The sequence below is a fragment of the Arthrobacter antioxidans genome (assembly GCF_023100725.1).
GTDB classification, from domain to species: Bacteria; Actinomycetota; Actinomycetes; order Actinomycetales; family Micrococcaceae; genus Arthrobacter_D; species Arthrobacter_D antioxidans.
Map to the genome: position 1 here is coordinate 52,825 of NZ_CP095501.1, position 24,300 is coordinate 77,124.

A 24,300-nucleotide genomic window follows, 5' to 3' on the forward strand; every position below is an offset into this window, starting at 1 on the left:
GGCACCGACCTGCCGGCACCATGTACGGGCAGCACAACGACTCAACGACCTGCGCTTCCCTGATGAGGCGCTATCACGATGATGTACGAAGGAGATAAGTGAAGGTGTTGGTGCCGGCGTGAATAGATTCGGTCTGTGTCCCGACGCGAGCGGTGGTTTCGATTTCCTCATCGATGGTCGATTCCTGCGGGAGCTGGTGTTCGAGACAGATGACCTGGAGCAGTATGAGATCACTCGGTTGCGACGACGCAAGCTGCCTTTCGCCGCCTCCCGGGATCAGATTCGCCAGCTGAAGGGCGAGCTTCCAGGCAAGTTCTTTCCTTACCGTGTCTGGCTCTATTTCTGCGGTGGATGCTTCGATGAGGGCTGCGGCGGAGTCAGCGCGAGGGTACAAGTCGGGCCTGATGAGGTGGTGTGGAGCGATTTTCGTCATGGCGGTCCGCCTGATGCCGAGGACGAACTTGACAAGGTCCAAGAGGAAGACAAAATCAGTTCCGTCGGACCGCTCGTATTCGAACGCAGCGAGTATGAAGCCGCCCTTGATGATGGGGCTGATCAACTGGGACGAAGCCGTCTGCGGTACTGGCTCAAGACAGCGCCTCTGACATGTACTCCAACCTAATCCCCTCGCCTCGAAGAGCTATTGGCTACCGGTAGACGCGATATGGCAGGAGTGGAATCAGGAATCGCTGAGTGAAGTCACCGCTACAGCGAAAGCTAAAGACTTCTGCGGCGGCCTCAATTCGCTCGAAGGCCCTCCCCGACACCCTGAATGACCAGCAGCCGATCCTCGAACGGAACCATGACGAACAGTCACGCGGAGTAACGTTCAGCGAACGACCGTCCATAGGACACTTCAGCTCAGGATCGCCAAGAACGGCGTGTCGTGTTCCATGGGTCGTGTCCGAGACCTATGTGCTGTGATGAGCGTTCACGGTACAGTTTGGGTCATGGCAGCAGTCGGGTACGCGCGGGTCTCGACGCGGGATCAGAATCTGGACGGTCAGACCGATGCGCTGGAGGCCGCCGGGTGCGAAAAGGTCTTCATCGAGCACGCCTCGGGGGTCCTGGCGAAGCGGCCCGCCCTGGAGGACGCGCTCGAGTACTTGAGGGCGGGGGACACCCTGGTCGTGACGAAACTCGATCGGTTGGGCCGGTCGGTCAGGAATCTGAAGGAAGTCGCCGACGGGCTGCAGCGGCGGGGGATTGGGTTGAAGGCCCTGTCCCAGGGCATTGATACGACGACTCCCGGTGGGCGGTTGTTCTTCCACATGCTCGCTGCGATCGCCGAGTTCGAACACGACCTGATCGTGGAGCGCACCAAGGACGGCCTGGCCGCAGCGAGGGCCCGTGGCCGGACGGGCGGGGGCCGGGTAAAGATGACACCGAACAGGGCCCGGCAGGCCCGGACCATGTATGAGGAGAAGACATACACGGTGCAGCAGATCGCCGAGACGTTCGGGGTCTCCCGCGGCACGATCTACCGGCACCTCGGCGACGACGCCAGGGCCTGACGGCGCAGCGACGCGACGACGAAGAGCTCGAGGTGAGGCCGTATTGCTGAGATCGAGTCTCCTGCGGTGCGCCCGCAGGACGATTCTGTCTGGAGGCCTGTAACCCCGACCGCTCCACGGTGGGTCGCCTTCAGATGCCGGCGAGTTAGGTTCAATTCATGGCTTACGATCCGACACTCCTTCTCATCGCCTTCGGTATGCTCGCGCTCGGCCTGGTTGGTTTGGTTCTTTCCATCATCGGCTTGAGCTGGTTCGCCACTCATCCGAAGGAGAACGGGGAGTCGTTCCGAGGCGGGAAGAGGCGACGTATGTTCGTGCTCCTAGTCATTGGTCTGCTGTTCATTGGAGTCGGCGTCGTGCCCTTCGCGCCATCGCCCTTCTAGTCCTGAAGCGTCTCCAGCGTCGCGAACTAACGAGGGCGATGACCGCGGAGGGATGAGCTTCAGGGGGTGAGGCCACGGTCGTGCTGCTGCCGGCTACCAAACTCCACCTAGAACGGGGCGAATCCCGCGAAGAGGGAAAGGAACACGGCGCAGAAAGACCATATGAACGCCAAGCCAGCGAAGAAGAGGCTTCCCTGCGAGGAGTGGTTCTTGAAGACCGTTCCGGGCCTCACGCATAGGTAGAAGAAGACCAGGAACGGGGCGAAGAGGAGAGCAGCCGCAGCAAGCCTGAGGTTTTGGGTTCCGGCGGCGACCCCGAGCACGAAACCTTGATGGATCCTGATCCAGAACCAGGCCCCCACAAGGCTGGTCAACAGGATCGTCGCCGCGACGGAAGCAGGCTTCACGGCGTCAGCTCTTCTCATCGGGAGTCCCTCGTGTCTCCGCACGATGGCGGGCCTAAGTAGAACTTACTGCGAGATCACCCATGGGCGAGACCGTGCGCCGCGTCAGGTGACGGATCATCCATGCGGGCGTGCGGTGTCATTACGCTGAGCGGGTGAACGAACGCATCATGTATGTCCAACTGAAGACGGGCTACGGCACGGACCGGGGGCCGTCATGGATCTCCCGCGTGCGTTTCAGCAAGACCTGGCGCACCGCGTACTTCCACGGGCGCACCCTGCACCGTGTGACAGGAACTTCCCGCGCGAACTTCGACTCAAACTTCTACGACGTCGAGTCGGGCGAGGAGTACTGGGTGTCCGGACCCAAGCGTGATCGAACTGACGGTCGGTACAGCTCCCAGCCGCCCACCGTCGAAGAGGACGCCCGCGACGCGTATGAGGCATTCCTCGCTGGGGCTCCGCTTCCTGGACGTGAGAACGGGTAAAGCCAAACCGGATCCCTCCCGTGTTACGCGGATTCCCTCTGCAACACTTTGTCCATGGTGCATGAGTCCGCCGGGTGGCAAGAAGTGGCTGTCGCGGGTGCCCTTATCCGGGTGAGCCTGTCCGAGCCCGTCGCGGTGATCCGGCGTCGAGGGGCACCGGATCGGGTGGTGACCTGGGCTGATCTTCCGATAGGCACAATCAGCCCCCGCGTCAGGGTCGCGGCCGCTTCCAGTGGAGCATGGGTTCTCCACACGCCGGCGACGGCGGATGAGGTGATGGACCGCGACGGGACCTCATCGCGGGTGAAATCGACGGCCATACATATCTCCCCGTCGGGCGATATCGTCCGTTCTCTGGACCTCGTGAATGTCCATCTTTTGGGGTCTACCCGGCATGGTCTGTGGCTTTGGTCAGGTCACTGGGACGTAAACACCACCGCGGACTGGCTGAAGGTGCGTGAGCTCCTGGTCCTTGACGCCGGCGGAGCGATGAACCGCACGAGCATCGATCGGATGCCGCTGATGGCCTTCGAGGGCGAGTCATCAGCACACTTGGTGGTGTATGCCTCGGCACCGGAGGAACTCCACGACGCTTACGGTGGCACCGAATACACCTACCGTTACCTGCAGATCGATCTGCCTGCCGGCGATCTTCCTGCTGCGCTTCGGAGCGGAGAACAACCTTGCACCCCGATTGAAGCGACAAGCATTCCGGGGTGGTCCGAGGACGACACTCCTGCGACGTATCCCCTCGCTGCGGGGAATCCACGCGCGCCGTGGGACAGAGTCGATCTTCCCGCCGAGCAGATGAAAGCAGCCGTGGACGCAGTCTGCGCGCAGTTCGCCGATCTCGACGCGTACTGGCGGACGCCCCAGGGAGACACGTCGCCCCTCGCAGACGGTGTGAAGGAGACCCGCATCGACGTCATCGGGCAATGGCCCGTCACCAGGGTCGAGGTGAGCTTCGCACACCCTCACTACCCGCAGGGTCGGCTGCGGAGAACGTATCGGGTGTTCGACGACGCCGGGCGCATCAGATCGGTGCAGTACGCCTCGATCCATCTCATGGAAGACCTCGACACGGGAGCTCTTCCACCGGTCGGGAACGCCCGTAACACCATCCTGGACATCTGATACCAGCCACCTGCATAATCTTTTGCCCCTTGAGGTCCCCGGTACTTACCGCACTCGTGTGGTCGCCGTGTCGAGAGCGTGCTGAACGACCATTCTGGCGAAGGATCCGTTGACCGGACCGCTGGCAGGGCCGGTCACCGGGCCAGAAGTCTTCAGCATTGGCGGGGGAGTGAGCCCCCCGAACATGTCCCGGCAATGTGTCTCACTTCGGGTATTCTCAAGAAAGGGGAAAGAAGCCTTTGATGAGCACGAGGAGCATAGGAATGGGAAGTATCGGGTATGCCAGGGTCAGCACGCTGGAGCAGAACGCTGATTTGCAGCACGCCTCGCTTACAGCGGCGGGGTGCGGCCGGATTTTCACCGAGCACGGGGTGAGCGGGACAGTGTCGAGTCGGCCCGAGTTGGACAAGCTCCTGGATCATCTTCGGAAGGGTGATGAGGTGGTGGTGTGGAAGCTGGACCGGTTGGGGCGTAAAACCCGTAACCTGTTGGCTTTAATCGATGACCTGGAACAGCGTGGCGTGCATTTCCGTAGCGTCACCGAAGGCATCAGCACCACCGGGCCCATGGGTCGGGCCATGCTCACCGTGATGTCCGCGTTCGCGCAGCTCGAGCGCGATCAGCTTGCCGAGCGGACCAGGGCGGGCATGGCCGCGGCCGCCGAACACGGGCGCAAGGCCGGCCGGCGGGAGATCACCGTTGACCATGCGAAGGTGAAGCGTGCCCACGAGTTGAAGGCCCAGGGGTTGGCGCCGGCGGACATAGGGAAGATCATCGGGGCGAGCCGGGCGACGGTGTACCGCTACCTCAGCATGGGAGTGAGCGAGGCACTTTGACCTGACCGAGAAGAGGGGTGTTGCATGTTCAGCTGGCCCGGCCAGCTACGCGCACGAAGACCGCCCCTTTCAAGGGTGTTCACCGTTTTGGCTTCGTCGAGCGTCGGGGTTGGCGCGCGGGTCGGAGTGGGTGCTCTCAGGGATGACGGCGACCTGGCGCGGCTGTAATTGGTGTCGGTGACCGCGACGGTCCGCCGTCCCGGGTGGTTATTTGGTCGGTTGTCAGGACGAGCCAGTCCTGGACGACGGCGGCGTCGGTCCGCTGATACCCGTTGATGGACCGGCAGATGGTGTTGAATCCGGACGAACTCACGGTCACGAGGTAGTCATCGAGGAAGACTGGGCCTCCCGAGTCCCCGGAGCAGGTACCTGCACCGCCACGCGTGTCATTGGGATTGCCCTGCAGCTGGAGGATCTGGCGCCGTGGGTGCAGTGATCATGGAGCTGGTGTGTGTGGCAGAGCCGGCACCTGTCACGGCGGGCCGGAGCCGCCCCTACGCCGCCTCAGCATCGAGTGTCGGCAGTGGTACGGGCAGCGGTATGACCCGCGCCGAGACGCTCTGACGCGGCACGACCTGGATGGGCAGTGGAGGCATCAGCCGGCCCCGCTCGATGAGATCGATGGTCCGCTGGGATTGCGGAATGGGAACCGTCGAGTTGGCGTCGTGGTACTCGCCGGGGCGGGTGATCATGGGCGTGCTCTCTTGTCGGTAGGGCCGAGTCGGCCCTGACTGTGGATTCGTTGCCGCCGGCGCTCAGGCAGGCTCGACGACGTCGATGATTTTTTAGAAGAGGTCCGCGCCGAAGAACCCACGGATGAGGCGTTCGATGACCGTTGGCTCGATCTGTTCGAAGGCCAGCGTCTGACGATACCGGGCCAGGTAGCTCTCAACGAACGCACGATTGTCGTTGACACCTTCGGATTTAGCCCGGTAGGAGAAGCCGCCGAGCCAGCCGTCCTCGATGATGTACTTCCAGGTGAACTGGATCTCCTCCGGGGTGTCAAAGGAACGATCCTCCTAATCAGGGTCAAAGGACCCTGATCAGGAGAGTGGTTTTCAGCCACGGCTAGGCCAGTGCGTTCCTGTTCAACTACTGTCCTCCCTGGCGGGCGCTTGCCTGGCATCTCGGGACTTTGTACCCTACCGGCCCGAACCATCACCGGTTCCGATAGAGCATGACTCAAGGTGCCCGCTATTCAGGCGTGGCCAACTCTGGGACCTAGACAGAAAGACTCACAATATGACCTGCATCAGTGTTCTGTGGCCCACTCTCGACTCCAACGTGCAGCAGTGGCTCCTGCAGAACCCCGGTGCGATGGTCCTGCCCCGCACTTACGTCAACCGGGTCGAAGCTGGCATGGGCGAGTGCCTTTCCCTGAACGAGCATGGAGAGCACTGGTTGTCCCCGGAGGAAATACGCTTTTTGAAGATGAAGAGATCCGAAGCCACGAGCGCCGATGGGCCCCTTCTGGCACCCTCCGTCCACACCTAAGCCGGACCGGGTCCACCTCTTCCACCGGAAGGCCCTCTCCACCTGGTGAAGATTTTTTCGAGCGCTTCGGTAATCATCGAAATGTGATAAATACGGCGCGGTCACAAATTCCGGTGTATTGGAGAGTTGGGCGGAAAGTTCCGGATTAACGTGCGTCGCATTATTGCGCGACCGCGAACAAGTCCGAATCTGGAGGCCTTTCACGGCGGGAGAATCGGTGAGTCCACGTCAGCCTCGCGCCCGTGCTGTACAAGCACCCATACTGGCTGTCCTCCAGAGCTGGTTCCACACGATGCTGTGCTGACGATTTTTCGTCATGGATCACGACTTGCATGTGCGTATCCCTATAGAAACTGATGGAGCGGTCCCTAGCGTGCGGTGTTCTCGTTGGGGAGTTCGCCGCTGGTGATGAGGTAGTCGGCGACATCCCGGAGCTTCAGGTGGGTGCGCTGGCTGGCCATGGACAGCACGATGAACGCCTGCTCGCCGGTGATCTTGTGGCGTTCCATGAGAACGCCTTTGGCCTGGCCGATGGCATCCCTGGAGTCCACCGCCGCGTGGAGTTGCCGGCTCTTCTCGGCCTCGGCGAACGCCACGGCAGCATGGGAGGCGACCAGCAGACCGATGTTCTCCGACTCGTCCGTGAACGCGTTCGCCTCGTACGAATAGAGATTCAGGGCGCCCAGGTCATCGCCTTCGACCCACAACTGGATGGACAGCATCCCCTTGGCGCCCGCCTCGGTGGCCCGCTGCGCGAAGAGCGGCCACCGCGTCTCGAGCGCCATATCCGGCACCCGGACCGTCCGGTGCTCGTACGCCGCTTCCATGCACGGGCCCTCACCGGTCTCCATCTGCAACGCATCGATCCGCACGGGCAGATCCCCCGACGGGGCACGGCATCCGATGGCTCTTCGCCCCAACACGATACTGACGGACCCTTCGTCGACACCGGGGATCAGTTCGAGGGCCGCGTGGACGAACCCGCCAAGGATCGCGTCCGAATCCGGTTCCTGCTGCAATCCTCTGGCCAGCTCCGCCAGCTCCGTAGCGAGATCACGTTCCCGCTCATTACCGCCGTACTGTGACGACGGCATACCCCTATTCACCTCAATATTTTCGGTCATCATGCACACTTTCCAGCAATGAGACCACGATGGGTACGGGCGGCGCTGCGCTCGAGGTAGTGCTCGTCATTGCACACCGAGGCCCGCGGGAATATTCATCAGCCGATCACTCCACTGTACGACTTCTTGCCCCGTTCCCACTGGCCGTTGCCCGCGTGAACCGACCGCCACCCTGTGCCCTGTTCTGGGCGCTGCGGTCGAAGGTTGCTTCCACGCGGAATCCGCTCTTGACTGGGAGGAGTCCTCGGGTCGAGCAAACGGCACCGGGGGCGACGGGAGTGCAGGGCCCACCGCCCTGCACTCCCGTTCATACGTATCAGAGCTCAGCCAGGGTCCTCACGCGCGAAAATGCGAGGCTTGAACCCCTGGCATGAGCGCGACGCTACTGGTGAATGTTGCGGATAATGCTCGCTGAGCTGCTTTCAGCTGTTCAGGCCGATCGGAACATGCAACACCACAGATGGACGAGGTCTGTTCTCATCAACGTCAAAGCAGATTCGCTGTTTAGTTCGCCGGGACTGTCCGATACACGCTGTGGGGGGTTTAGCGAAGGGCGAGGTCAGGGGGTGAGGGTGGCGTAGACGACGTAGTTGTCGTCGAAGTCGCCGGTTTCGGGGTCGTACCCGTCACAGGTAATGAGGCGTAGTTCCCATCCTGGGGTGTTGCCGTACACGGTCTGGGTGGGGAATTCATTCTTGGGGTATTGCTCGCCGCGGTCGAAGGTGAAGGTCGCGGTGCTGCCGTCTTCGCGCAGCACCTTGATGGTGTCGCCGGTGGTGAGGGATCGGAGGTCGGCGAAGATGCCGGGTCCACCGTTGGTGGCGTTGACGTGTCCGAGGAGGACGGCGGGTCCGCGTTCTCCGCGGGTGGGGGACTGGGTGTACCAGCTCGCTGGTGCGCCGGGCCCGTCCGGGGGGACTTCCAGGGACCCGTTGTCTCGTAGTCCCGTGCGGAGTAGGTCTGACTCGGCGCCGGTGGAGGGAATGGCGAACGACACGGGCGCTGAGGCTGGCAGGACTGCCGGTTGAGTTGGCGCGGATATCGTTCCCGGCCCTGGTGCGGAACTCGCTGGCGGGGTGACCGCAGGCGATGGGGCCGCAGTGGGCGGGCTGGCTGTTGATGACTGGGTGGGTGTCACCGAAGAGCTAGTGGTGGTGCTGGTGTCGCTGCCGGTGCTGGTTGGGGGGGGGTGAGCAGCCGGTGAGGAGTAACAGAGCGACCGCCGCAGATACCAGGTGGTGTCTGCGGCGGTCGCTGGGTGAGCTGATCATGTGGTGTCTTCCGTGGTCCGATCAGTTCCTACGGCTGGCACTGTAATGCCGTGCTGCTATCCGACACGGGGCGGATGGATGGTGCTGGTGGGTTATGCGTTGTTGCGGCGAACCATGTAGGTGCCACCGGCTGCTGCGGCCAGGACGAGGCCGCCACCGAGGGCGAGGACGCCGGCGTTGGAGCCGGTTTCCTGGGCAACGCCGGTGTCGGCGCCACCGTTAGGCATGGCACCCATCTGCTGTGCGGAGAGGACTCCACACAGTGCGGGCGAGGTCGCGCCGAGGGGAAGTGAGGGCTCCAGGTCGCTGGGAGCGTTGAAGGCCTCTTCGGTGGCGGTCACCGTGGCGGGGTCCAGACCGTGGACGACGACGACGGCGGTGCCGGCGGCGAGGGCTTCCTGGGTGGCCATGTCGAGCGTGATCTCGCGCTCGACGGTGTAGCTGCCACCCTGGCCGCCGAGGGCGAGGTTCAGGCCCTCAGCGGGGGTGGTGGCACCGGAGGTGGTGAGGGTGGTGAGGATGCCGCCGTAGGATGCGGCGCCGTCGGTGGTGCTGAGGATGCCGTCGCCGTTGGCGTCGTCAGCGACCGTGGGGCACTGGCCCTTTGCGCCGCCGTGGATGTGCTGGACGTGGGGGTACGGGGCATCCATGAAGGTCTCGGCGAGACCGGAGACCTGCAGGTTGACCGTCGCCTTGTCGCCTACGACGTCGAGCGTGATCGAGCCGGAGCCGGTGGTGCCGCTGAGCTGGCCCAGGGTCGAGGAGTAGGTGCCGTCATGGGCGGCCATAGCGGGGGAGCCGGCCATAGCAACTGCGCTGATGGCGAGGGCCGGTACGGCGAGGAAACGCATTTTCTTGTTCATAAGATCAATATCCTTCACTGTGCGATGAGAACGGGCCCGGATCCGGACGCGCACTGGGTGTGATTCGGAGCACTGCGCCGCACGGATTGGTTCCCCCAGAAAACTAATATCTGCCGGATCATTCCGGCGCGCCGTTGTGGCTTCCTCCTGCCCGCCCACCATGGGTACACGCGGATCACAGGAGGAAGCAGGCGTGCGCTGATTGTGACGGGTTTGACCTGCCACAGTGTGCTTACGCTGAAGGGGACTGACACGGTCAGTGCCCTCCGGGACGGGTGGTACCCCTGCCAGAGGGCTCACGGTTACCTCTTGAACCGCGAAACGTTAAATCCCTCGTAGCGGCCAGCTCGAACACGGGTGCAAAGAACTGGTCTAAGATACCCGTCAACCATCCACGAACTCCGCAGGCAGTCGACAGGAATAGAGGGCCGTCGTCAGAAGCGATAGTGCTGGACGGAGGGTCCGGTTCCGCGTTCGTGGCGGCGAGGACCACGTTCCCACTCGGAGGCCGGTTGTTGATCTTTGCGGGTGATTCACAGGTATGGGCTGTACAGTCGTAATACCTTCATGTGCGAGTGAGGATTGACCCGGTCCGCCGGGTCCGAGCGTCGACGAACGTTTAGGGACCTCCATCCCGGATGTTCGCCGGCGCTCCTTCATTTCCCCAAGTGGCACCCGAGGCACCTGCCTTCGCACACATGCGGATACCGCTCTCACGTCGACGATCCTCACACCGGCCGCTTCGGGACGATCGGGCTTCCGCTCCCCCACGGGACGCTCCTATAGCTGTCAATGGCTGGGAGAACGCGCCTTGGGTCGCTGTCCACACCCAATCGCGCTACGCGCCAACAATTACACCACCTTTCGAATAGCCCCAACGACTACCTCCAGCAAAGGGTCATTCGGGACTGCTGAAGGTTTAATTTCCAGTTGGGTGTTGCTGGTTTCTGACTGCTTTAGTGGCGGCTTGTCCTAGTATCTCGAACTCGATCGGGGTCAGTCTGCCGAGGGCTCGCTGGCGGCGTTTGCGGTGATAGGTCCGCTCGATCCAGGTCACGATCGCCAGTCTCAAGTCTTCCTTCGTGGCCCACCGCCGCCGGTCTAGAACGTTCTTCTGCAAAAGCGCGAAGAACGACTCCATCGCCGCGTTGTCTCCGCAGGCTCCGACCCGCCCCATCGACCCGGTCAGCCCGTTGCTCTTGAGCATCTGCACGAAGACCTTCGACCGGAATTGCGACCCGCGGTCGGAGTGCAGGATCGTGTCGACCGGGCCGCGGAGCCGAATCGCGTTCCGCACCGCGGACACGGCCAGAGCCGAGGTCATCCGGTCATCCATCGAGTAGCCGACGATCCGCTTGGAATGCACGTCCTTGATCGCGCAGAGGTAGAGCTTGCCGGTGTCGGTGCGGTGCTCGGTGATGTCCGTGAGCCACAGCTGGTTCGGCCGGTCGGCCCGGAACTGGCGCAGCACGAGGTCATCGTGCACGGGAGGGCCGGCTTTCCGGGTCAGTCCGCGTTTCTTGGCGTGCAGGGACCACAGGCGTTGCTGGGAGCAGATCCGCCAGATGCGCCGTTCGGACGCTCTCACACCGTGGTCGGCGATCTCGTCGGCGACGAACCGGTATCCGAAGGTCGGGTCGTCGTGGTGGATGTCCAGGGCGAGGTTCGTCAGGTGCGCGTCGTCCCATTCCCGTTGCGAGACCGGATCACGGCGCCACTTGTTGAATCCCTGGGGTGAGAATCCCAGAACCCGGCAGGCCACCGTGACGGGAATCCCGTTAGCGGCGAGGTCACGGACCAGCGGGTATTTCATTTTGGGGGCAGCTCACGGGCGAAGAACGCCGCCGCCCGGCGCAGGATCTCGTTCTCTTGCTCCAGCAACCGGTTGCGTTTCCTAAGCTCGCGGAGCTCGGCCGCGTCTGCCTGCGTCACTCCTGGCCGGACACCGTCCTCGACGTCGGCGCGTTTCAGCCAGTTGTTCAGTGTGCCTTCGCTGATCCCGAAGTCCTTCGCGATCTGAGCCAGCGGTGCTTCGCGCTTTCGTGCGACGGATACGACGTCGCGACGGAACTCTTCCGGATACGGCTTTGCCATGATGGCCATCCTTCCAGGAGGACAGAATCCTCACAGGGTAGATGGAAACCGAACCCTCAGCAGTCCCAACGTCACCGAGTAATGAGGTGCAGGGCGAGCTGATGAGGATGTGACACCGAGTCCGACGATCACACGGTCGGTGAGGAATCATTGATAGCCCAGCACAGCCTAGTAACCGGTCCTTCCCTACGGGGCGCGTAGAGCCCGTGTCGCTGCTATCAGCCAGTTCGGTAGGCGCCGACCATCGCCCGGGCCGGCCGCGGTGGGCGCTGCATCTTTCTCGACCCTGGAGGCGGCGGCGCTCCTAACGACGGGGTGAGTGCAGCGCGATCGGCACCTGAATTGGTCGTGGTGCAGGGTGAGTAGCAAACCTCTCGTGCGTCGGGTTCAGCGAGAGGGGGCGGGTGCCTGAGTGTGACACGCGACGAGCACGTGCGACATGCTAGGCGGGTTGCCCTGCTCGATCAGTCGCCGGGCATGCGCGCATTTCGACCTCGAGCCCATCTACTCCCCGGCCGCCACAACAGTGAAACCAGTGGCCCCATCGGTGTGAGGGTATCGACGTTCCCACGACCAAGGTTGAACACCCCGGGATTCACTTCAGTGCCCGGAGCCCATCACTTTCGTGTGGAGGGTCGCGCCGCCACCCCGGCGGGGTCCAGGACCGGTTCAGTGCTTCCTGTCGTCGGTAAGCATTTTCACCAGGTAGACCACCGATAGAGCACCGAATCCTGCGGTGAGAAAGGGCGGGTAGGAAGCTCTGGATCTGTGATCCTCCAACAATTTTTGCTATCGGACCCTGGCGGGGGTGTGCTTGGCTGTCCTCGGGGGAACTAGCAATCAGGCAACCAACGGCGCTCAGGTTGGAACGTTGTCTGGATCAAGCAGATGGTCAGCAGAAGGTCTCACGCACATGCAAACCGCTCAACTCACGATCGTTAGCCGCCCCGCTCCCCGGCTTCTTCCTGCCCTTCGCCCCCATCAGTTGTCGGGCCTGCGGCGGTCGGCGCCGACCGACCGGTGAGCGACATCGATTCCCTCCTCGTCCGAGTCGGGCAGGGCGAATCGCAGGCGCTCGAAGACCTGTACCGGCTGACCTCCGCCCGCGTGTACGGGCTCGCCCGGAAGGTGCTCATCGACGCCGAGATGAGCGCCGAAACGACGCAGGACGTCTTCCTTACCCTCTGGCTGAGCGCCGCCGCTCGGTTCGATCCCGGCCTGGGGACAGGAATGTCCTGGATTATGACCCTTACGCATCGCCGCGCGGTCGACAAGGTCCGCTCCGAGGAGTCCCACCGCACGAGGGACCTGAAGTGGGCGATCAAGAACCAGGACATCGACTACGACCAGGTCGCAGACACCGTCGTCCAGCAATCTGAAGCCGAAGCACTTCGGGCTTGCCTGCACACTCTGTCCGCGGCGCAGCGTGAGGCGATCCACCTCGCCTACTACGCCGGCCTGACCTATGTCGAGGTCGCCGCCCACCTGGGCATCCCCGTATCGACTGCCAAAACGCGGATCCGGGACGGGATCAAACGGCTTAGAGCCTCTCTCCAGGGCACGAACTAAAATCAACGACGCCACGAGCAATAAATGCAGGTGCTCCTTCGCGGGCGATAGAGCGCGAAGGAGGATTTCGCAATGCTCTCGATGGTCACCCATCTGCCTCTACAGTGAATTTATGCTGCACTCGACCCGGCAAGGCTCCGGTAAGCCACTCCTGTTGATTCATGGGCTCGGTTCCAGTAGTGGCAACTGGGACCCGATAATCCCGGCGCTGGCCGCTGAACGCGATGTGATCGCCGTCGACCTCCCCGGTTGCGGCGAATCCGCGCCGCTAACCGGCGAAACCACCATTGCCACGCTGACCCATGCCGTCGAAGCGTTTATCCGCGACGCGGAACTGGGCGATATTGATGTGGTGGGCAGCTCCATGGGCGCCCGGATGGTAATGGAAATGGCACGTCGAGGGCACGCTGGCACCACTGTCGCACTGGACCCTGGTGGATTCTGGAATGACCGCCAGGCAGCGATTTTTGGTGCAAGCATCAAGGCCTCCGTCGCACTGGTGCGCCGCATCCAACCGGCGCTCCCCTTCCTCACGGGCAACCCCGTGGGCCGCACGGCCCTGCTGGCACAGTTCTCCGCCCACCCCTGGAAGCTGCCGCAGGATCTGGTCCTGCACGAGCTTCGCGGGTTCAAGACATCAACCAGTCTGGACCCGGCCCTCAACGCGCTGGTTCACGGGCCCCGCCAGGAAGGCGCGCCGGCCGGTTCACTCAAGGGCAAAATGGTCATTGGATGGGGGCGGAAGGATAAGGTCACCGTTCCCAGTGAGGCAGCGCGAGCGACGGAGCTGTTCCCGGATGCAACGCTGCACTGGTTCGAGAACTGCGGTCACTTCCCGCACTGGGACCAGCCAGCGGAAGCGGCGCGCCTGATCCTCGAGAGCACCGCCTGAGCTGCTCCTGAGCGTCGGCGCGAACCCGCCAGGACCTGCCCGCTGACACGTCGACCCGTGCCGCCGGACCCGCCGGCTGTGGGTTCCGGCCCAGGCGGGCCCGGCCGAACCCGATCCCACTTTCCTTGCTCCCGGGCAGACCAGCGCGCACGATGATAGATAACAATGACCGTTCCGCACGGACCGGCCTAACGACCATAAACGGAGGATTCATGACCAGGGACGCCAATATCCACGCCCAGGAGCGCTTCGGCGCCGCTGTAAACAGCGGCAAACTCGAAGGGTTCGACGACGTCGTCGCGGCCGGCTGTGTCGACCACGACCCGGCACCCGGACAAGGACCGGGCCCACAGGGATTCAAGGACCTGTTCACAGGGTTGCGCTCCTCTTTTCCGGATCTACACCTCGACGTCGAACACCTCACAGCCACCGACGGCGACGTCGCGTTCGCCTACACGATCACCGGGACACATCAGGGGCCGCTGATGGGCCACCCGCCCACCGGCAAGAGCTTCAAAATCCGGGGCATGCAGATCGGACGCTTCGAAGACGGCAAACTCGTCGAGCGCTGGGGCAGCAGCGACCAGCTGGGCATGCTTACCCAACTCGGGCTGTCCCCGCAGCCTTAAAAAGCAGCCATGAAGATGGTCCGCGCACTGGCCACCGGGGCCGCAGCAGGCGCCGCCGGGACCACAGCCCTGAACACCCTCACCTACCTGGACATGGTCTGGCGTGCCCGCCCCGCCAGCAGCACGCCCGAGGCCACCGTCGAGAAACTGGCCGGCGTCACAGGGATCAAGATCCAGGGCACCGAGGAAGAACGCACGAACCGGTTAGCCGGGCTCGGCCCGCTGACAGGGCTTGTCGTCGGCGTCGGCGTCGGCGCGGTCCTTAGCCTTGTCAGGGAGGCCGGATACCGGCCCGGACTCCTCGGTTCCTAACTGACTGCGGCGGCCGGCGCACTGATCGGCAGCAACGGCCCCATGACCGTTCTCGGAATTACCGATCCCCGCACCTAGTCTCCAGCGGACCGGGCCAGCGACATCATCCCGCACCTGGCCTACGGCATCGCGACCGGCGCCACGCTGCACACCCTTGACCCGCCCGCCTCCCGCCCACTGTGAGCTAACGGGCAGACTTCCCCGTTGCACCTCCGACCGTCCAAGACTTCTTCTGGCCGGGCGCAGAAAACCCGGGAACCCGGTTCCCGGCAACACGCCGGTGGGGCAGCGATTGCCCACCTCCTGAGAGGGGGCAGAAGCTCGGTCCATCCATAAGGGTCCCGGGATTATGGGGGTGTTCCTGGCTGGCAGCAGGCGGCAACCAGTCCCCTGATTTCGAGTACATATGCCCTGCCGGGATCGGCGTAACCGAACGGTCAGATTCCGGGGCCCCACCGACTCCGCGACCTGGTTCATGGCAGGCCCCGATCAAGGTGCGATCTCCCACCAAAGTGGGCTCAAGTCAGATTAATAAAATCAGCCGACAGCCGCAGACCCGACAACTGATGCAGGTGGAGGGCAGGCAGAAGCCGGAGGACCGGGGCGGCCGACGATCGGCATTTGAGCGGTGTGCATGTGCGTGAGACCTTCTGATGGGCATCTGCTTGATCCAGACGACGTTCCAACCTGAGCGCCGTTGGTTGCCTGATTGCTAATTCCCCCGAGAACAGCCGAGCACACCCCTGACAGGGTCCGACAGCAAAAATTGGTGGACGTTCGCAGATCCAGGACTTCCTACCCGCCCGTTCTCACCGCAGGATTCGGTGGTCTACCGGGTGAAAACGCTCACGGACGACAGGAAGCACTCAGCGGGTCCCGTACTCCGCCGGAGTGACGGCGCGACCCTCCATACGAGAGGCATAGGGCTGCGGGGCGCTTCGGCTACGACCTTCGACGCGCCCGTATCTGGTGCTCTCTACACCCGGATGTCCCGCTTAGCCTTCGCGGCGGTTCCATGTCCGAGCATCCCGGCGGGCAACGTCGTTCAGAGCGAGGGTGGCGATGATGATCGATACCGCGACGGCGGCCAGGCCGATGTAGAGCCCGGTAAGCATTGCCATCGGTGAACTCGCGTCGGCCAGGAAACTGATCCCTGCCTGGCTCGGACGGACGGGCGAGGGTGGCCCGGGACTGCGCAATGTTGCCGTCCGCCTTGACCTTTCCCTCCCCGTCCATGATCAACTAGTCAGTAGGTTTACTAGTTGGTCAAGAAGCCGGCCAAAGCTTAAGCCTCTCGGGCAGGAGCCGGGATCGTTGGTGCATTAGTCCGGCTCCTGCCCCCGCTTTTCTCCTTGCCCCTTCCGCCTGCGGGCTGGACCGACAGATCGTGCGGGCGGGGGAAGCACCCATCTGCTCCTTGGCACTCAGGCCTTGAACATGCTGGACCGATCTCAGAAGGGCTGGCACCCCAACGCGTCATCCTTCCGCTGGCGTGGTGTCGGTCGAGCTCCGTACAGCCCTTTGGAGCACGAATGGAACGAGAGGATCATTTGCCCTCTGCTCGCTGGCATCGCCCCCGAAGCGCCAACCTTCATTTAGGATCGCCCATAGGCGGATGGCCTTGAGCTCCACCCTTGGGGCTCCACCCGCCCGCAGGTGGATGATCCTCAGCAGTCGTGTCTTCAGCGCCGTCACGGACGAACTCGGTGATCGCGGCGCGGCCCCGCGTGCCGTGGCCGTACCCTTGAGGGTGGCTCCGCCTCTACGGTGGCGGCGTCCGTATGTGTTGTTTCGGACAAAGAGAATCAGGAGGCTTATCGTGCCGGATGAGCGGGAGCTTGCTCGCGAAGTTGAGCAGGACACTGTGACCGCGCGGTTGCAGGACCTGGTGATGGAAAGCGATGACGTCCAGGAGTTCCTGACCGGTTTGGTAACCGTGGCCGCCGAGGCTTTTACCGGCGAGCACGGGGAAGTGTTCTGCGCGGTGACCCTGCTTCGGCCGCACTCCAACGTGTCGGTCGCCAGCAGCAGCGAGGAAGCTCAGCGGATGGACGAGATCCAGCTCGGTTTCGATGACGGTCCGTGCCTTCGCGCCGCCCGCGAGGGGGAAACCGTCCATGTCGCTGATTTCCTGACGGAGACGCGTTTCCCCGAGTACAGGAAGGCCATCGCCGCGAATGGCATCCGTTCCGCGTTGGGTGTCCCGATCAGACTCGATGCGGGAGCCAGTGCGGGTCTCGATTTTTACTCCACCGAACCCCATACATTCAACGAGAAGGGGATCACGGTCGCGGAGGGACTCGCGCGTGATGCCTCGCGGTCGCTGCGCCTTGCCGTGCGTATCGCGCACCTCGGCGAGGAGGCACGGAACCGCCAGAGCGCGATGGAATCCCGTACCGCCATTGATATGGCGGTCGGCGCGATCATGGCGCAGAACCGGTGCGGGCAGGACGAAGCCATTGGCATCCTGCGGCGGGCATCGAACTCGAGGAATGTGAAGCTCAAGGACCTCTCCGAAGGCATCCTGGCCTCCCTCGGTCAGACAGACCCGATCCGCACCCACTTCAGTTCAGCGCCGTCCGTTGCGCCGGAACAGTCCCAGTCCCAGTCACAGTAACCGGAGCAGAAGCAGCACCAGGGGCGCCTGCCGGGCGTCCGGGCAAGACTGGTGATCAGTCGTTGATTTCGTCTTCGACGAGGCCGGCCAGTGTGCGCAGGAACCGCCCGTCCTTGGCTGAGAAGTCACGCGGTTTCTGGTCGATGACGCAGAGCGCGCCGACGGTCCACCCGCGCGGGCCCCGCAACGGGTAGCCGGCATAGAAGCGGATGAAGGGATCCCCGGTCACCAGGGGGTTGGTGCTGAACCGATCGTCCTCGAGTGCGTCCTTGACGATCAGAGGCCCGGCGCTGCGGATCGTCGACTGACAGAACGTGATGTCCCGCGACAGGTCCTGCGCCACGGGTCCGAGCACCGATTTGAGGAACATGCGCCGGTCATCGAGCAGGGCAATGGTCGAGGAGCTGACCTGGAAGTAGTCCCTGGCCTGTTGCGTGTATCGGTCGAACCGATCCTCGGGCACAGAATCGAGCAGCTGGGTTCGCTCCACGGCGGCCAAACGCTCACCCTCCTGCTCTTCGGCATTGAACAGGAACGAGCCGGCAGCGCCGAGCTCCCGCCGGGAGCCCCCACCCGATTGCGCCGCTGAATCGTCGACGTCGACCGGCACCCGGATCTGCACCGGTGTCAGCTCGAGCAACTCATTCGTTGCCTCAGCCACCAGGTTCCGCTCACTCGACGGCAGAGGCAACAGGCCAGCCAGATAGGCGTGCAGCTCGAAGGCGGAGATCGCACCTCCCAGCCCGTAGTACCGGACCCACACATCGTCGATGCTCAGATTCGCTTCTGCCAGGGCGAGGGTGGTCATCCTGATCTGTACTTGCCCGTCCATCAGAACCTCACACCCATCCACCTCGTCATGTAAGAGGCCCTCTGGCAGCGTGTGGCTGAGACCCGAATAATCAGCACCCTTAGTAATCGAAGTCTACTCGCTTCGCAACAGGGGATCGACTGCGGACGGATGACCTCCCCGGCTGCGACCAGTTCAGCCGGGCCTGATAGGACGGTTATTTCTGGGTCCGCAGGGCGACTCTTCGGGGTCGTCGGGGCGGTGATGTGTGGCGTCATCCCCACTGGTGGATTCATTAGTTGGTGGGTTCGGTTGAGGCAGGCAGATCAGCGTGGCCCTGCCACCTTCGTACCTTGTCGGCCCGGCGGCTCGTGGCGTTAACGACCGACGGTGGGGTGCTGCTGTCGCAGCACCCCACCGTCGGTGTGGTTCGTATGGTGAGCGCTAGGTTCTAGCGCTTGTTCTTGGTGCTGTTGTTGATGTCGGTTCCGTCGGCGTCGAGGATCTCGATCTTTTCCTTGCGGACCTCGTCGGTGACGGTTTCCTGGGCAGTGACGGTTTCCTTGTTCAGGCGGACACGCTCGACGGGGACGGCTTCCTTGTCCACGACGACCCGCTCTTCGTTGAGGACGACTTCGTGCTCTTCCTCGCTGATCGCCGGCCCGTCCATGGCGTCGCCGCGGTTGGCGTCCGTGATCGGCTCGCGCTCCACGCGGACCTGTTCCTTACTGACCGGGACGGTCTTGGTGACGTTCTCGGTCACCACGTACTTGCGCATGCGCGCCTTGCCGGCCTCGCGGCGCTCCGTGCCGACACGGAGCTCCTCCTCGGAGCGGGTCATCGCATCATCGGTCGTAGGTCCCGACGTGTCATACCCGACAGTGCCTGGCGCATCCTTGCGGTCGACGCGCTCATCGCCGGCCTGGTAGCCACGCTCATTGCGATCGGACTTGCCGGTCCCGACGACCCCGGTCGTGCCGGTCTTGTCGTTCAGGGCGTCGCCCTTCCGGTCGGCCTGGTCGGTGTGTCCGGAGAGGCCGTAGTGGCGGTAGAGGCGGTTCTCTTCTTCGGGGCTGAGGTCACCATCGGATTCGATCCGGGGTGCGTCCTTGGCCTGGTCCTTGCTGTAGCCGACGTGCACGTCGTGGCCGTTGAGGCTTGCGCCCTGCAGGGGGACGAAGGACTCCGAGGTGCCGAACAGGCCCGTCTTCACGGTGACCCAGCTCGGGTCGCCGGTCTGGTCGTCCAGGTAGACCTGACCGGCCGAGCCGATCTTCGTCCCGTTGGAATCCATCACGGTGCTTTTGCTGGAGAGGATGGTGTTGATGTCGTTCTGCGAAATCATGGAAACTCCTTCATCGTGGTACCGGTTCTTGTACCCGGCGTGAGGTGATTTATGCGGCTAAAGAATCCGCGGTTGAGGGTTCTGCGGTTGAGGGTTTTGCGGTTGAGCTTTTTCGGAGCATCGCACTAGCGGCGCTTGGCGGCTCGGTAGTGCCTCATTGGTGCCTGGTGGCGCTTAGTTGTTGATGCCGGTCTGGTGGTCGATGCCGACCTGGTCGACCTTGCGGTGGAAGCTCATGCCGGCCTTGCCGCCGAGGATCGCCCCGATCAGGGGTACCAGGACGGCGATCGCGAGGGCGATGAGGCCGCTGGCGGTCAGCAGGCTGCCGTCGACGGGGATCTGCGGTGCGCCGCCGATGCTGGAGAGGACGTTGAACTGGTCGCCGGCGATGGCAGCGAGGATCGCGACGATGATCGCGATGATGATGCCCCACACCCACACGGCGACGCCCTGCTTCACGCCGTCGAAGCGGGCCATGCGCCCGGCGACGTACCCGCCGCAGTAGTAGGCGACGAACAGGATGATCGCGAGGACGATCCCGCTGACGATGCCGATGGTTTCGGCGTTCTGGGTGGCCTGGTTCGCCGCGTCCGAGGCGCCGGCCGTGTTCGCGGCTCCGACGCCTGCACCGACTGCGGTGGCGAGGGCGCTGAGCAGGACGGTCAGTCCGATGGCGGTGAGCCAGCCGAAGAACGCCGAGCCCCACTTGATGCCGCCGAAGCGTTCCTTTTCCGCCGCGACGACGTCGTTCCTGCGGCTCTTGGGGGTACTCGCCCCGGAAGTGTTGTTTTCTGCCATGTCGGATCTTCTTTCATCTCAGTCATGCACATGCGGTCTCGTCGGAACCTTCTGCACAGTGCGCTCCGGACAGGGCGTCGGGAGGGGTCTACTGTGGAGGGCCGTGAAAGCGGCACGATGATTGTTCACCCGGATCTGGGCGGTGAAAGAGCCTCTTCATAACTCTTCGTGGAGGCAGCGCCTCCTCGTACAAGAAACTAACCATACTGATAGTAAGGCTACTTGTCTTCTTCGCTTGTCTACCCCTACTGTGGGGTTGACATCTGCTGGTGGCGCTTGGGGGCGCCCGGAAAACCGGCCCCTCACTTACACCACGGAGCATTCACTCATGGAAGAAACACTCAGAAGCGGTCTGGCGACCGTTGTCGAGTTCGTACCGAAACTCGTCCTGTTCCTCGTCATCCTCATCGTTGGCCTGATCATCGCGAAGGTCATCGCGAAGGCGTTGGACAAGCTCCTGGAAAAGGTCGGGTTCGACCGTGCGGTGGAGCGCGGCGGCGTGAAGAAGGCACTCGCCCAGTCCAAGCTCGATGCTAGCGACATCGTCTCGAAGATCGTCTACTACTTCCTGGTCCTGTTCGTGCTGCAGTTCGCGTTCGGTGTCTTCGGACCCAACCCGGTCAGCGACCTGCTCGCGGGCATCATCGCGTTCCTGCCGAAGATCATCGTCGCGATCGTCATCGTCGTCATCGCAGCGGCCATCGCCGCCGCCGTGAAGTCCCTCATCCAGAACGCGCTCGGCGGCCTGTCCTACGGCAAGATCCTCGCCAACATCGCTAGCGTCTTCATCCTCGGCATTGGCATCATCGCCGCGCTGAACCAGGTTGAGATCGCCACGACGGTCACCACCCCGATCCTGATCGCCGTCCTCGCTGCCATCGTCGGCGTCCTCGTCGTCGGTGTCGGTGGCGGACTCATCGGCCCGATGTCCCGCCGCTGGGAGGGCTACCTGAACAAGGCAGAAGAGGAAGCCCCGAAGATCAAGGCTCACGCCGATGCCGCCCCATCAGCCGGCCAGCAGCTCAAGGGCAAAGCCCAGCAGGCCAAGAGCCAGGCAGGCCAGGCGAAGCAGTCCACAGCCAGCGGCCTTGAGGGTGCCCACCGCATCTAGTTCCGCACGATTTGTTCGATTGTGAGCCTCGTGAGCGAGGTCCAATGACAGAGGGTGCTGCCCGAAACGGGCAGCGCCCTCTGTCGTCTCCGTTCGTTGCAGGTCGAGGACAGAGTGTCAGGAGCGATGTACATGCCATTGTCTGAAGAGGAACGCCTGCAGTTGGAGGCCCTGGAACGATCACTGATGGCCGAGGACCCGGCGCTGGCCCGCACCTTTCACCAGGGCAGGGGTTCTGCACATCTATCGGTACGCACCGTCCTACCTGCCGTCGTCGCCGTAGTTGCCGCGTTCGCGGTGGTGATGGCGGGAGTTATCGGCCACCTCCCGGTGCTCGGTATTCTCGGCTTCATCCTGATGATCGTCGGCGGCGCCATGACAGGCCCGTCACATCAGCTGAGCGTGCGCAGTATGCGACAGCCGCGCACCTCCGAAGGCGTCCTGTGACGGGCCACGATGACTCGTCAACGTCCAGCTGCTGACCGTCGCGGCGCGGGCACCCTTCAGCGCCAAGCAACCGAGTACCTCAAAGCCCTCGGACTCGAGCAATGGATGACACGTCCGCCCGTGCTCACCACAACCAGGGCATGATCACCATCACGAGGTAGGGCGAAAAATCCTGGCCACTGTGCAGGACCACCCCCGCGCGTTCCCACCCGAGATCACCGTCGAATCCCTACACCCCGCCCTGCTAGCCGTCATCCAGCGCGCCGCTCGGTCCTCAGTCAAAAGCGCGGAAGTGCCCTGTTCTTACCGGGGTGTAGCTCATCATCGCGGAGATCTCCAGCAGGGCGGCCGGCTCATCGCCTGATGCTAGGGCGTGCCTAGACTGGGCCCATCGGCTGAAACGCCGATCGTATGACCACTGAAGTCAACCCGAAGGAGAGCACCATGGGACTCGATGACAAGATCGGCAATGCCGCACAGAAGCTCGGCGGGCAGGGCAAGGAAGCCACCGGCCACGCGACCGGAGACGAAAACCTGAAAGCCGAAGGCCAGGGCGACCAGGCCAAGGGTGACCTCAAGCAGGCCGGCGAAAAGATCAAGGACGCCTTCAAGAAGTAAGACCCTGTCCCGCACCTGACCCGGCTGCGAGACGATGAACGACAGGGAGGGAGCATGCCTACACCGGGTGTGCTCCCTTCCTCATGCCCCCACTGCAGACGAAGGCGCGTCCCGAAAAGGATGGTTAGCCGGGCGGGTCGAGGCGGAGTGTTACGGAGACGCTGTAGCGGATTCGGTATGGCATCCAGATGCCTAGAACACGCCCGTTCGATGGCAGGGGACGGTCGAGTTGGCCGGAAGTCACTCCTGTCGTCGCAGGCCATTGCCCTGCACGCAGTCGATCGCACCCGTTACTGCCTTTATTCAGCACGGCCTGTGTCATTGTGGACGGATGACACCGGACGCAGGAACCTATGACCTCGAGGATCTGCGGGAGCGGGTCATGCAAGAGAACGGCGGATCGGTGGACGACAGCATCCCCGAACTCGCCGCCGCGGATGCCGACCAATGCGCGCTGGCCCTGGCCCTGCCCGACGGGACGGTGCGCGGCACTACGCAGGCGGAGTCGCTGTTCAGCGTGCAGTCGGCGGTCAAACCGTTCCTGTTCGCCCTGGCCCTGCTGGACACGGACGGCGACGCCCTGGACCTCATCGGAATCGAACCGACCGGCGAAGCCTTCGACGCGATCAAGCTCGAGAGCGGCTCCGGCCGCCCACCCAACCCGATGGTCAACGCCGGAGCGCTGCTCACGGCATCGCTCGTCGACGGCAGCGATGTCGACGAGCGTAACGAGCGGATCCTCCGAGGTCTCTCCGCCTTCGCCGGGCGTCGGCTCGAAGTGGATGAAGGCGTCGCCCACAACGAGCACCTCCTCGGCGACCGCAACCACGCCCTCGCACACCTCATGCGGGCGGAGGGAACCCTGCACGTCGGTGCCGACGATGCCGTCGCCGTCTACGCTCGCGCCTGCGCCGTCCTGGTCGACGTGAAGGCCCTAGCGGTGATGGGGGCGACCCTCGCCTGCGGCGGAGTCAACCCGGTGACGGAGGAGCGCGTCGTCCCGCCGGCCGTGGCTCGCGACGTCGTCTCGGTCATGGCGACCTGCGGTGTGTATGACGGCTCAGGCCGTTGGATGCGTGGAATCGGCATCCCCGCGAAGTCCAGCGTCTCCGGGGCGATCGTGCTCTCCGCCCCCGGGCGGCTCGGTGCCGCGGTCATGAGCCCGCCTCTCGACGAGCAGGGGACGAGCGTGCGCGGGCGAGTCGCCTCCGACCTTCTGAGCGTCGAGCTCGATCTGCACGCCTTCGGCTCCGCGACCGGCGGCGACCGCGGGTAACGCGCGTCCCGCACCGAGCAGTGACCTCGTCGAGCATCGCCACCTCGACCCTGGTGGTCACCGACTTGTCGTAAGTCGCCCTTCCTCGTTGTAGTCGCGCTGGGCGCGCTCTCCGCCGCTCTCGTACGAATGCTCTGACCGAGGAAGCAAATCAGCGGGAGCCTCACCTCTGGTTGCTCTGACATCGTTCGTAACCTGTTGCGCCGAGTACACCTCAGCGCAACAGCGCAGGTCGTCTCGAATCCTGTTGCTCTAGGGTCCCAAGGAGGTTTTTGCAACAGAAGCGAGCGA

The 24,300-nt window shown here is 63.5% G+C and carries 26 protein-coding genes; 14 read left to right on the forward strand and 12 right to left on the reverse strand.

Features of this window, described 5'->3' with window-relative positions; all coding sequences use genetic code 11:
- Window positions 1-73 precede the first annotated feature (73 nt).
- Window positions 74-559, reverse strand: a complete 486-nt coding sequence (locus tag MWM45_RS00250) for a hypothetical protein (RefSeq protein ID WP_247827618.1) — start codon at window positions 557-559, stop codon at window positions 74-76.
- A gap of 391 nt (window positions 560-950) precedes the next feature.
- Here MWM45_RS00250 and MWM45_RS00255 point away from each other — a divergent pair, with 391 nt between their 5' ends.
- Together MWM45_RS00255 and MWM45_RS00260 are read left to right on the forward strand one after the other, a co-directional pair.
- Entirely contained in the window at window positions 951-1,514 is a 564-nt protein-coding gene (locus MWM45_RS00255; protein ID WP_247827619.1) for a recombinase family protein, read from the forward strand.
- Window positions 1,515-1,672: 158 nt separating this feature from the next.
- Window positions 1,673-1,897, forward strand: coding sequence for a hypothetical protein (locus MWM45_RS00260; protein ID WP_247827620.1), 225 nt, complete (start codon window positions 1,673-1,675; stop codon window positions 1,895-1,897).
- Between the two features lie 107 nt (window positions 1,898-2,004).
- Here MWM45_RS00260 and MWM45_RS00265 read toward each other — a convergent pair whose 3' ends face one another.
- Entirely contained in the window at window positions 2,005-2,322 is a 318-nt protein-coding gene (locus MWM45_RS00265) for a hypothetical protein (protein ID WP_247827621.1), read from the reverse strand.
- 134 nt (window positions 2,323-2,456) lie between these two features.
- On the opposite strand from MWM45_RS00265, the gene MWM45_RS00270 reads away from it, so the two are divergent.
- The 3 genes from MWM45_RS00270 (at window position 2,457) to MWM45_RS00280 (ending at window position 4,759) form a co-directional block, all read left to right on the forward strand.
- The gene (locus MWM45_RS00270) at window positions 2,457-2,789 is read left to right on the forward strand and encodes a hypothetical protein (RefSeq protein WP_247827622.1); all 333 of its coding nucleotides are present in this window, start codon (window positions 2,457-2,459) and stop codon (window positions 2,787-2,789) included.
- 54 nt (window positions 2,790-2,843) lie between these two features.
- Window positions 2,844-3,923 carry a hypothetical protein gene (locus tag MWM45_RS00275; protein WP_247827623.1) on the forward strand — a complete coding sequence of 360 codons (1,080 nt, stop codon included), beginning with the start codon at window positions 2,844-2,846 and terminating at the stop codon, window positions 3,921-3,923.
- 242 nt (window positions 3,924-4,165) lie between these two features.
- Window positions 4,166-4,759: a recombinase family protein gene (locus MWM45_RS00280; protein WP_336296685.1), complete on the forward strand. Its 594-nt coding sequence runs from the start codon at window positions 4,166-4,168 to the stop codon at window positions 4,757-4,759.
- 136 nt (window positions 4,760-4,895) lie between these two features.
- Here MWM45_RS00280 and MWM45_RS00285 read toward each other — a convergent pair whose 3' ends face one another.
- From MWM45_RS00285 to MWM45_RS00310, 6 genes are all read right to left on the reverse strand, one after another.
- Window positions 4,896-5,192, reverse strand: a complete 297-nt coding sequence (locus tag MWM45_RS00285) for a trypsin-like serine protease (RefSeq protein ID WP_336296705.1) — start codon at window positions 5,190-5,192, stop codon at window positions 4,896-4,898.
- A 61-nt stretch (window positions 5,193-5,253) separates the two neighbouring features.
- Window positions 5,254-5,451: a hypothetical protein gene (locus MWM45_RS00290; RefSeq protein WP_247827624.1), complete on the reverse strand. Its 198-nt coding sequence runs from the start codon at window positions 5,449-5,451 to the stop codon at window positions 5,254-5,256.
- Between the two features lie 1,170 nt (window positions 5,452-6,621).
- Window positions 6,622-7,347: a GAF and ANTAR domain-containing protein gene (locus MWM45_RS00295; protein ID WP_247827625.1), complete on the reverse strand. Its 726-nt coding sequence runs from the start codon at window positions 7,345-7,347 to the stop codon at window positions 6,622-6,624.
- Window positions 7,348-7,936: 589 nt separating this feature from the next.
- A complete protein-coding gene (locus tag MWM45_RS00300) occupies window positions 7,937-8,374 on the reverse strand; it encodes a sortase domain-containing protein (protein WP_247827626.1) in 438 nt (145 codons plus the stop codon).
- A gap of 366 nt (window positions 8,375-8,740) precedes the next feature.
- Entirely contained in the window at window positions 8,741-9,511 is a 771-nt protein-coding gene (locus MWM45_RS00305) for a CHRD domain-containing protein (protein WP_247827627.1), read from the reverse strand.
- A 919-nt stretch (window positions 9,512-10,430) separates the two neighbouring features.
- A protein-coding gene (locus MWM45_RS00310; RefSeq protein ID WP_418909711.1) for an IS3 family transposase occupies window positions 10,431-11,605 on the reverse strand; the annotation gives its coding sequence in 2 pieces (ribosomal slippage) (window positions 10,431-11,332 and window positions 11,332-11,605; 1,176 coding nt in all).
- A gap of 1,020 nt (window positions 11,606-12,625) precedes the next feature.
- Here MWM45_RS00310 and MWM45_RS00315 point away from each other — a divergent pair.
- The 4 genes from MWM45_RS00315 (at window position 12,626) to MWM45_RS00330 (ending at window position 15,007) form a co-directional block, all read left to right on the forward strand.
- On the forward strand, window positions 12,626-13,174 hold the full coding sequence (locus MWM45_RS00315) for a sigma-70 family RNA polymerase sigma factor (RefSeq protein ID WP_247827629.1): 549 nt from the start codon (window positions 12,626-12,628) through the stop codon (window positions 13,172-13,174).
- A 112-nt stretch (window positions 13,175-13,286) separates the two neighbouring features.
- Window positions 13,287-14,066, forward strand: coding sequence for an alpha/beta fold hydrolase (locus tag MWM45_RS00320; protein ID WP_247827630.1), 780 nt, complete (start codon window positions 13,287-13,289; stop codon window positions 14,064-14,066).
- A 212-nt stretch (window positions 14,067-14,278) separates the two neighbouring features.
- Window positions 14,279-14,695: an ester cyclase gene (locus MWM45_RS00325; protein ID WP_247827631.1), complete on the forward strand. Its 417-nt coding sequence runs from the start codon at window positions 14,279-14,281 to the stop codon at window positions 14,693-14,695.
- Window positions 14,696-14,704: 9 nt separating this feature from the next.
- Window positions 14,705-15,007 (forward strand): hypothetical protein, encoded by a 303-nt coding sequence (locus tag MWM45_RS00330; RefSeq protein WP_247827632.1) that lies wholly within the window; start codon window positions 14,705-14,707, stop codon window positions 15,005-15,007.
- Window positions 15,008-16,002: 995 nt separating this feature from the next.
- Here the strand turns inward: MWM45_RS00330 and MWM45_RS17625 are convergent.
- Window positions 16,003-16,128 (reverse strand): hypothetical protein, encoded by a 126-nt coding sequence (locus MWM45_RS17625; protein WP_269076565.1) that lies wholly within the window; start codon window positions 16,126-16,128, stop codon window positions 16,003-16,005.
- A gap of 698 nt (window positions 16,129-16,826) precedes the next feature.
- On the opposite strand from MWM45_RS17625, the gene MWM45_RS00335 reads away from it, so the two are divergent.
- Window positions 16,827-17,624 (forward strand): GAF and ANTAR domain-containing protein, encoded by a 798-nt coding sequence (locus tag MWM45_RS00335; protein ID WP_247827633.1) that lies wholly within the window; start codon window positions 16,827-16,829, stop codon window positions 17,622-17,624.
- Between the two features lie 55 nt (window positions 17,625-17,679).
- Here the strand turns inward: MWM45_RS00335 and MWM45_RS00340 are convergent, their stop codons facing one another.
- From MWM45_RS00340 to MWM45_RS00350, 3 genes are all read right to left on the reverse strand, one after another.
- Window positions 17,680-18,432 (reverse strand): GAF domain-containing protein, encoded by a 753-nt coding sequence (locus MWM45_RS00340; protein ID WP_247827634.1) that lies wholly within the window; start codon window positions 18,430-18,432, stop codon window positions 17,680-17,682.
- A 433-nt stretch (window positions 18,433-18,865) separates the two neighbouring features.
- On the reverse strand, window positions 18,866-19,759 hold the full coding sequence (locus tag MWM45_RS00345) for a YsnF/AvaK domain-containing protein (RefSeq protein ID WP_247827635.1): 894 nt from the start codon (window positions 19,757-19,759) through the stop codon (window positions 18,866-18,868).
- 174 nt (window positions 19,760-19,933) lie between these two features.
- Window positions 19,934-20,557 carry a hypothetical protein gene (locus MWM45_RS00350; protein ID WP_247827636.1) on the reverse strand — a complete coding sequence of 208 codons (624 nt, stop codon included), beginning with the start codon at window positions 20,555-20,557 and terminating at the stop codon, window positions 19,934-19,936.
- A gap of 328 nt (window positions 20,558-20,885) precedes the next feature.
- On the opposite strand from MWM45_RS00350, the gene MWM45_RS00355 reads away from it, so the two are divergent.
- The 4 genes from MWM45_RS00355 to glsA all read left to right on the forward strand — a co-directional run bounded on the left by MWM45_RS00355 (window position 20,886) and on the right by glsA (window position 24,009).
- The gene (locus tag MWM45_RS00355) at window positions 20,886-21,668 is read left to right on the forward strand and encodes a mechanosensitive ion channel family protein (RefSeq protein ID WP_247827637.1); all 783 of its coding nucleotides are present in this window, start codon (window positions 20,886-20,888) and stop codon (window positions 21,666-21,668) included.
- Between the two features lie 132 nt (window positions 21,669-21,800).
- Window positions 21,801-22,115, forward strand: coding sequence for a DUF3040 domain-containing protein (locus MWM45_RS00360; protein WP_247827638.1), 315 nt, complete (start codon window positions 21,801-21,803; stop codon window positions 22,113-22,115).
- A gap of 444 nt (window positions 22,116-22,559) precedes the next feature.
- Window positions 22,560-22,733 (forward strand): CsbD family protein, encoded by a 174-nt coding sequence (locus tag MWM45_RS00365; protein WP_247829283.1) that lies wholly within the window; start codon window positions 22,560-22,562, stop codon window positions 22,731-22,733.
- A 331-nt stretch (window positions 22,734-23,064) separates the two neighbouring features.
- Window positions 23,065-24,009, forward strand: coding sequence for a glutaminase A (glsA, locus tag MWM45_RS00370; RefSeq protein ID WP_247827639.1), 945 nt, complete (start codon window positions 23,065-23,067; stop codon window positions 24,007-24,009).
- The last annotated feature ends 291 nt before the right edge of the window (window positions 24,010-24,300 follow it).

Coding starts and splice junctions, on each gene's coding strand:
- MWM45_RS00255 (WP_247827619.1), top strand. CDS start 951: ATGGCAGCAGTCGGGTACGCGCGGGTCTCGACGCGGGATCAGAATCTG.
- MWM45_RS00260 (WP_247827620.1), top strand. CDS start 1,673: ATGGCTTACGATCCGACACTCCTTCTCATCGCCTTCGGTATGCTCGCG.
- MWM45_RS00265 (WP_247827621.1), bottom strand. CDS start 2,322: ATGAGAAGAGCTGACGCCGTGAAGCCTGCTTCCGTCGCGGCGACGATC.
- MWM45_RS00275 (WP_247827623.1), top strand. CDS start 2,844: ATGGTGCATGAGTCCGCCGGGTGGCAAGAAGTGGCTGTCGCGGGTGCC.
- MWM45_RS00280 (WP_336296685.1), top strand. CDS start 4,166: ATGAGCACGAGGAGCATAGGAATGGGAAGTATCGGGTATGCCAGGGTC.
- MWM45_RS00290 (WP_247827624.1), bottom strand. CDS start 5,451: ATGATCACCCGCCCCGGCGAGTACCACGACGCCAACTCGACGGTTCCC.
- MWM45_RS00295 (WP_247827625.1), bottom strand. CDS start 7,347: ATGCCGTCGTCACAGTACGGCGGTAATGAGCGGGAACGTGATCTCGCT.
- MWM45_RS00305 (WP_247827627.1), bottom strand. CDS start 9,511: ATGAACAAGAAAATGCGTTTCCTCGCCGTACCGGCCCTCGCCATCAGC.
- MWM45_RS00320 (WP_247827630.1), top strand. CDS start 13,287: ATGCTGCACTCGACCCGGCAAGGCTCCGGTAAGCCACTCCTGTTGATT.
- MWM45_RS00325 (WP_247827631.1), top strand. CDS start 14,279: ATGACCAGGGACGCCAATATCCACGCCCAGGAGCGCTTCGGCGCCGCT.
- MWM45_RS00330 (WP_247827632.1), top strand. CDS start 14,705: ATGAAGATGGTCCGCGCACTGGCCACCGGGGCCGCAGCAGGCGCCGCC.
- MWM45_RS17625 (WP_269076565.1), bottom strand. CDS start 16,128: ATGGCAATGCTTACCGGGCTCTACATCGGCCTGGCCGCCGTCGCGGTA.
- MWM45_RS00340 (WP_247827634.1), bottom strand. CDS start 18,432: ATGACCACCCTCGCCCTGGCAGAAGCGAATCTGAGCATCGACGATGTG.
- MWM45_RS00345 (WP_247827635.1), bottom strand. CDS start 19,759: ATGATTTCGCAGAACGACATCAACACCATCCTCTCCAGCAAAAGCACC.
- MWM45_RS00350 (WP_247827636.1), bottom strand. CDS start 20,557: ATGGCAGAAAACAACACTTCCGGGGCGAGTACCCCCAAGAGCCGCAGG.
- MWM45_RS00355 (WP_247827637.1), top strand. CDS start 20,886: ATGGAAGAAACACTCAGAAGCGGTCTGGCGACCGTTGTCGAGTTCGTA.
- MWM45_RS00360 (WP_247827638.1), top strand. CDS start 21,801: ATGCCATTGTCTGAAGAGGAACGCCTGCAGTTGGAGGCCCTGGAACGA.
- MWM45_RS00365 (WP_247829283.1), top strand. CDS start 22,560: ATGGGACTCGATGACAAGATCGGCAATGCCGCACAGAAGCTCGGCGGG.
- glsA (WP_247827639.1), top strand. CDS start 23,065: ATGACACCGGACGCAGGAACCTATGACCTCGAGGATCTGCGGGAGCGG.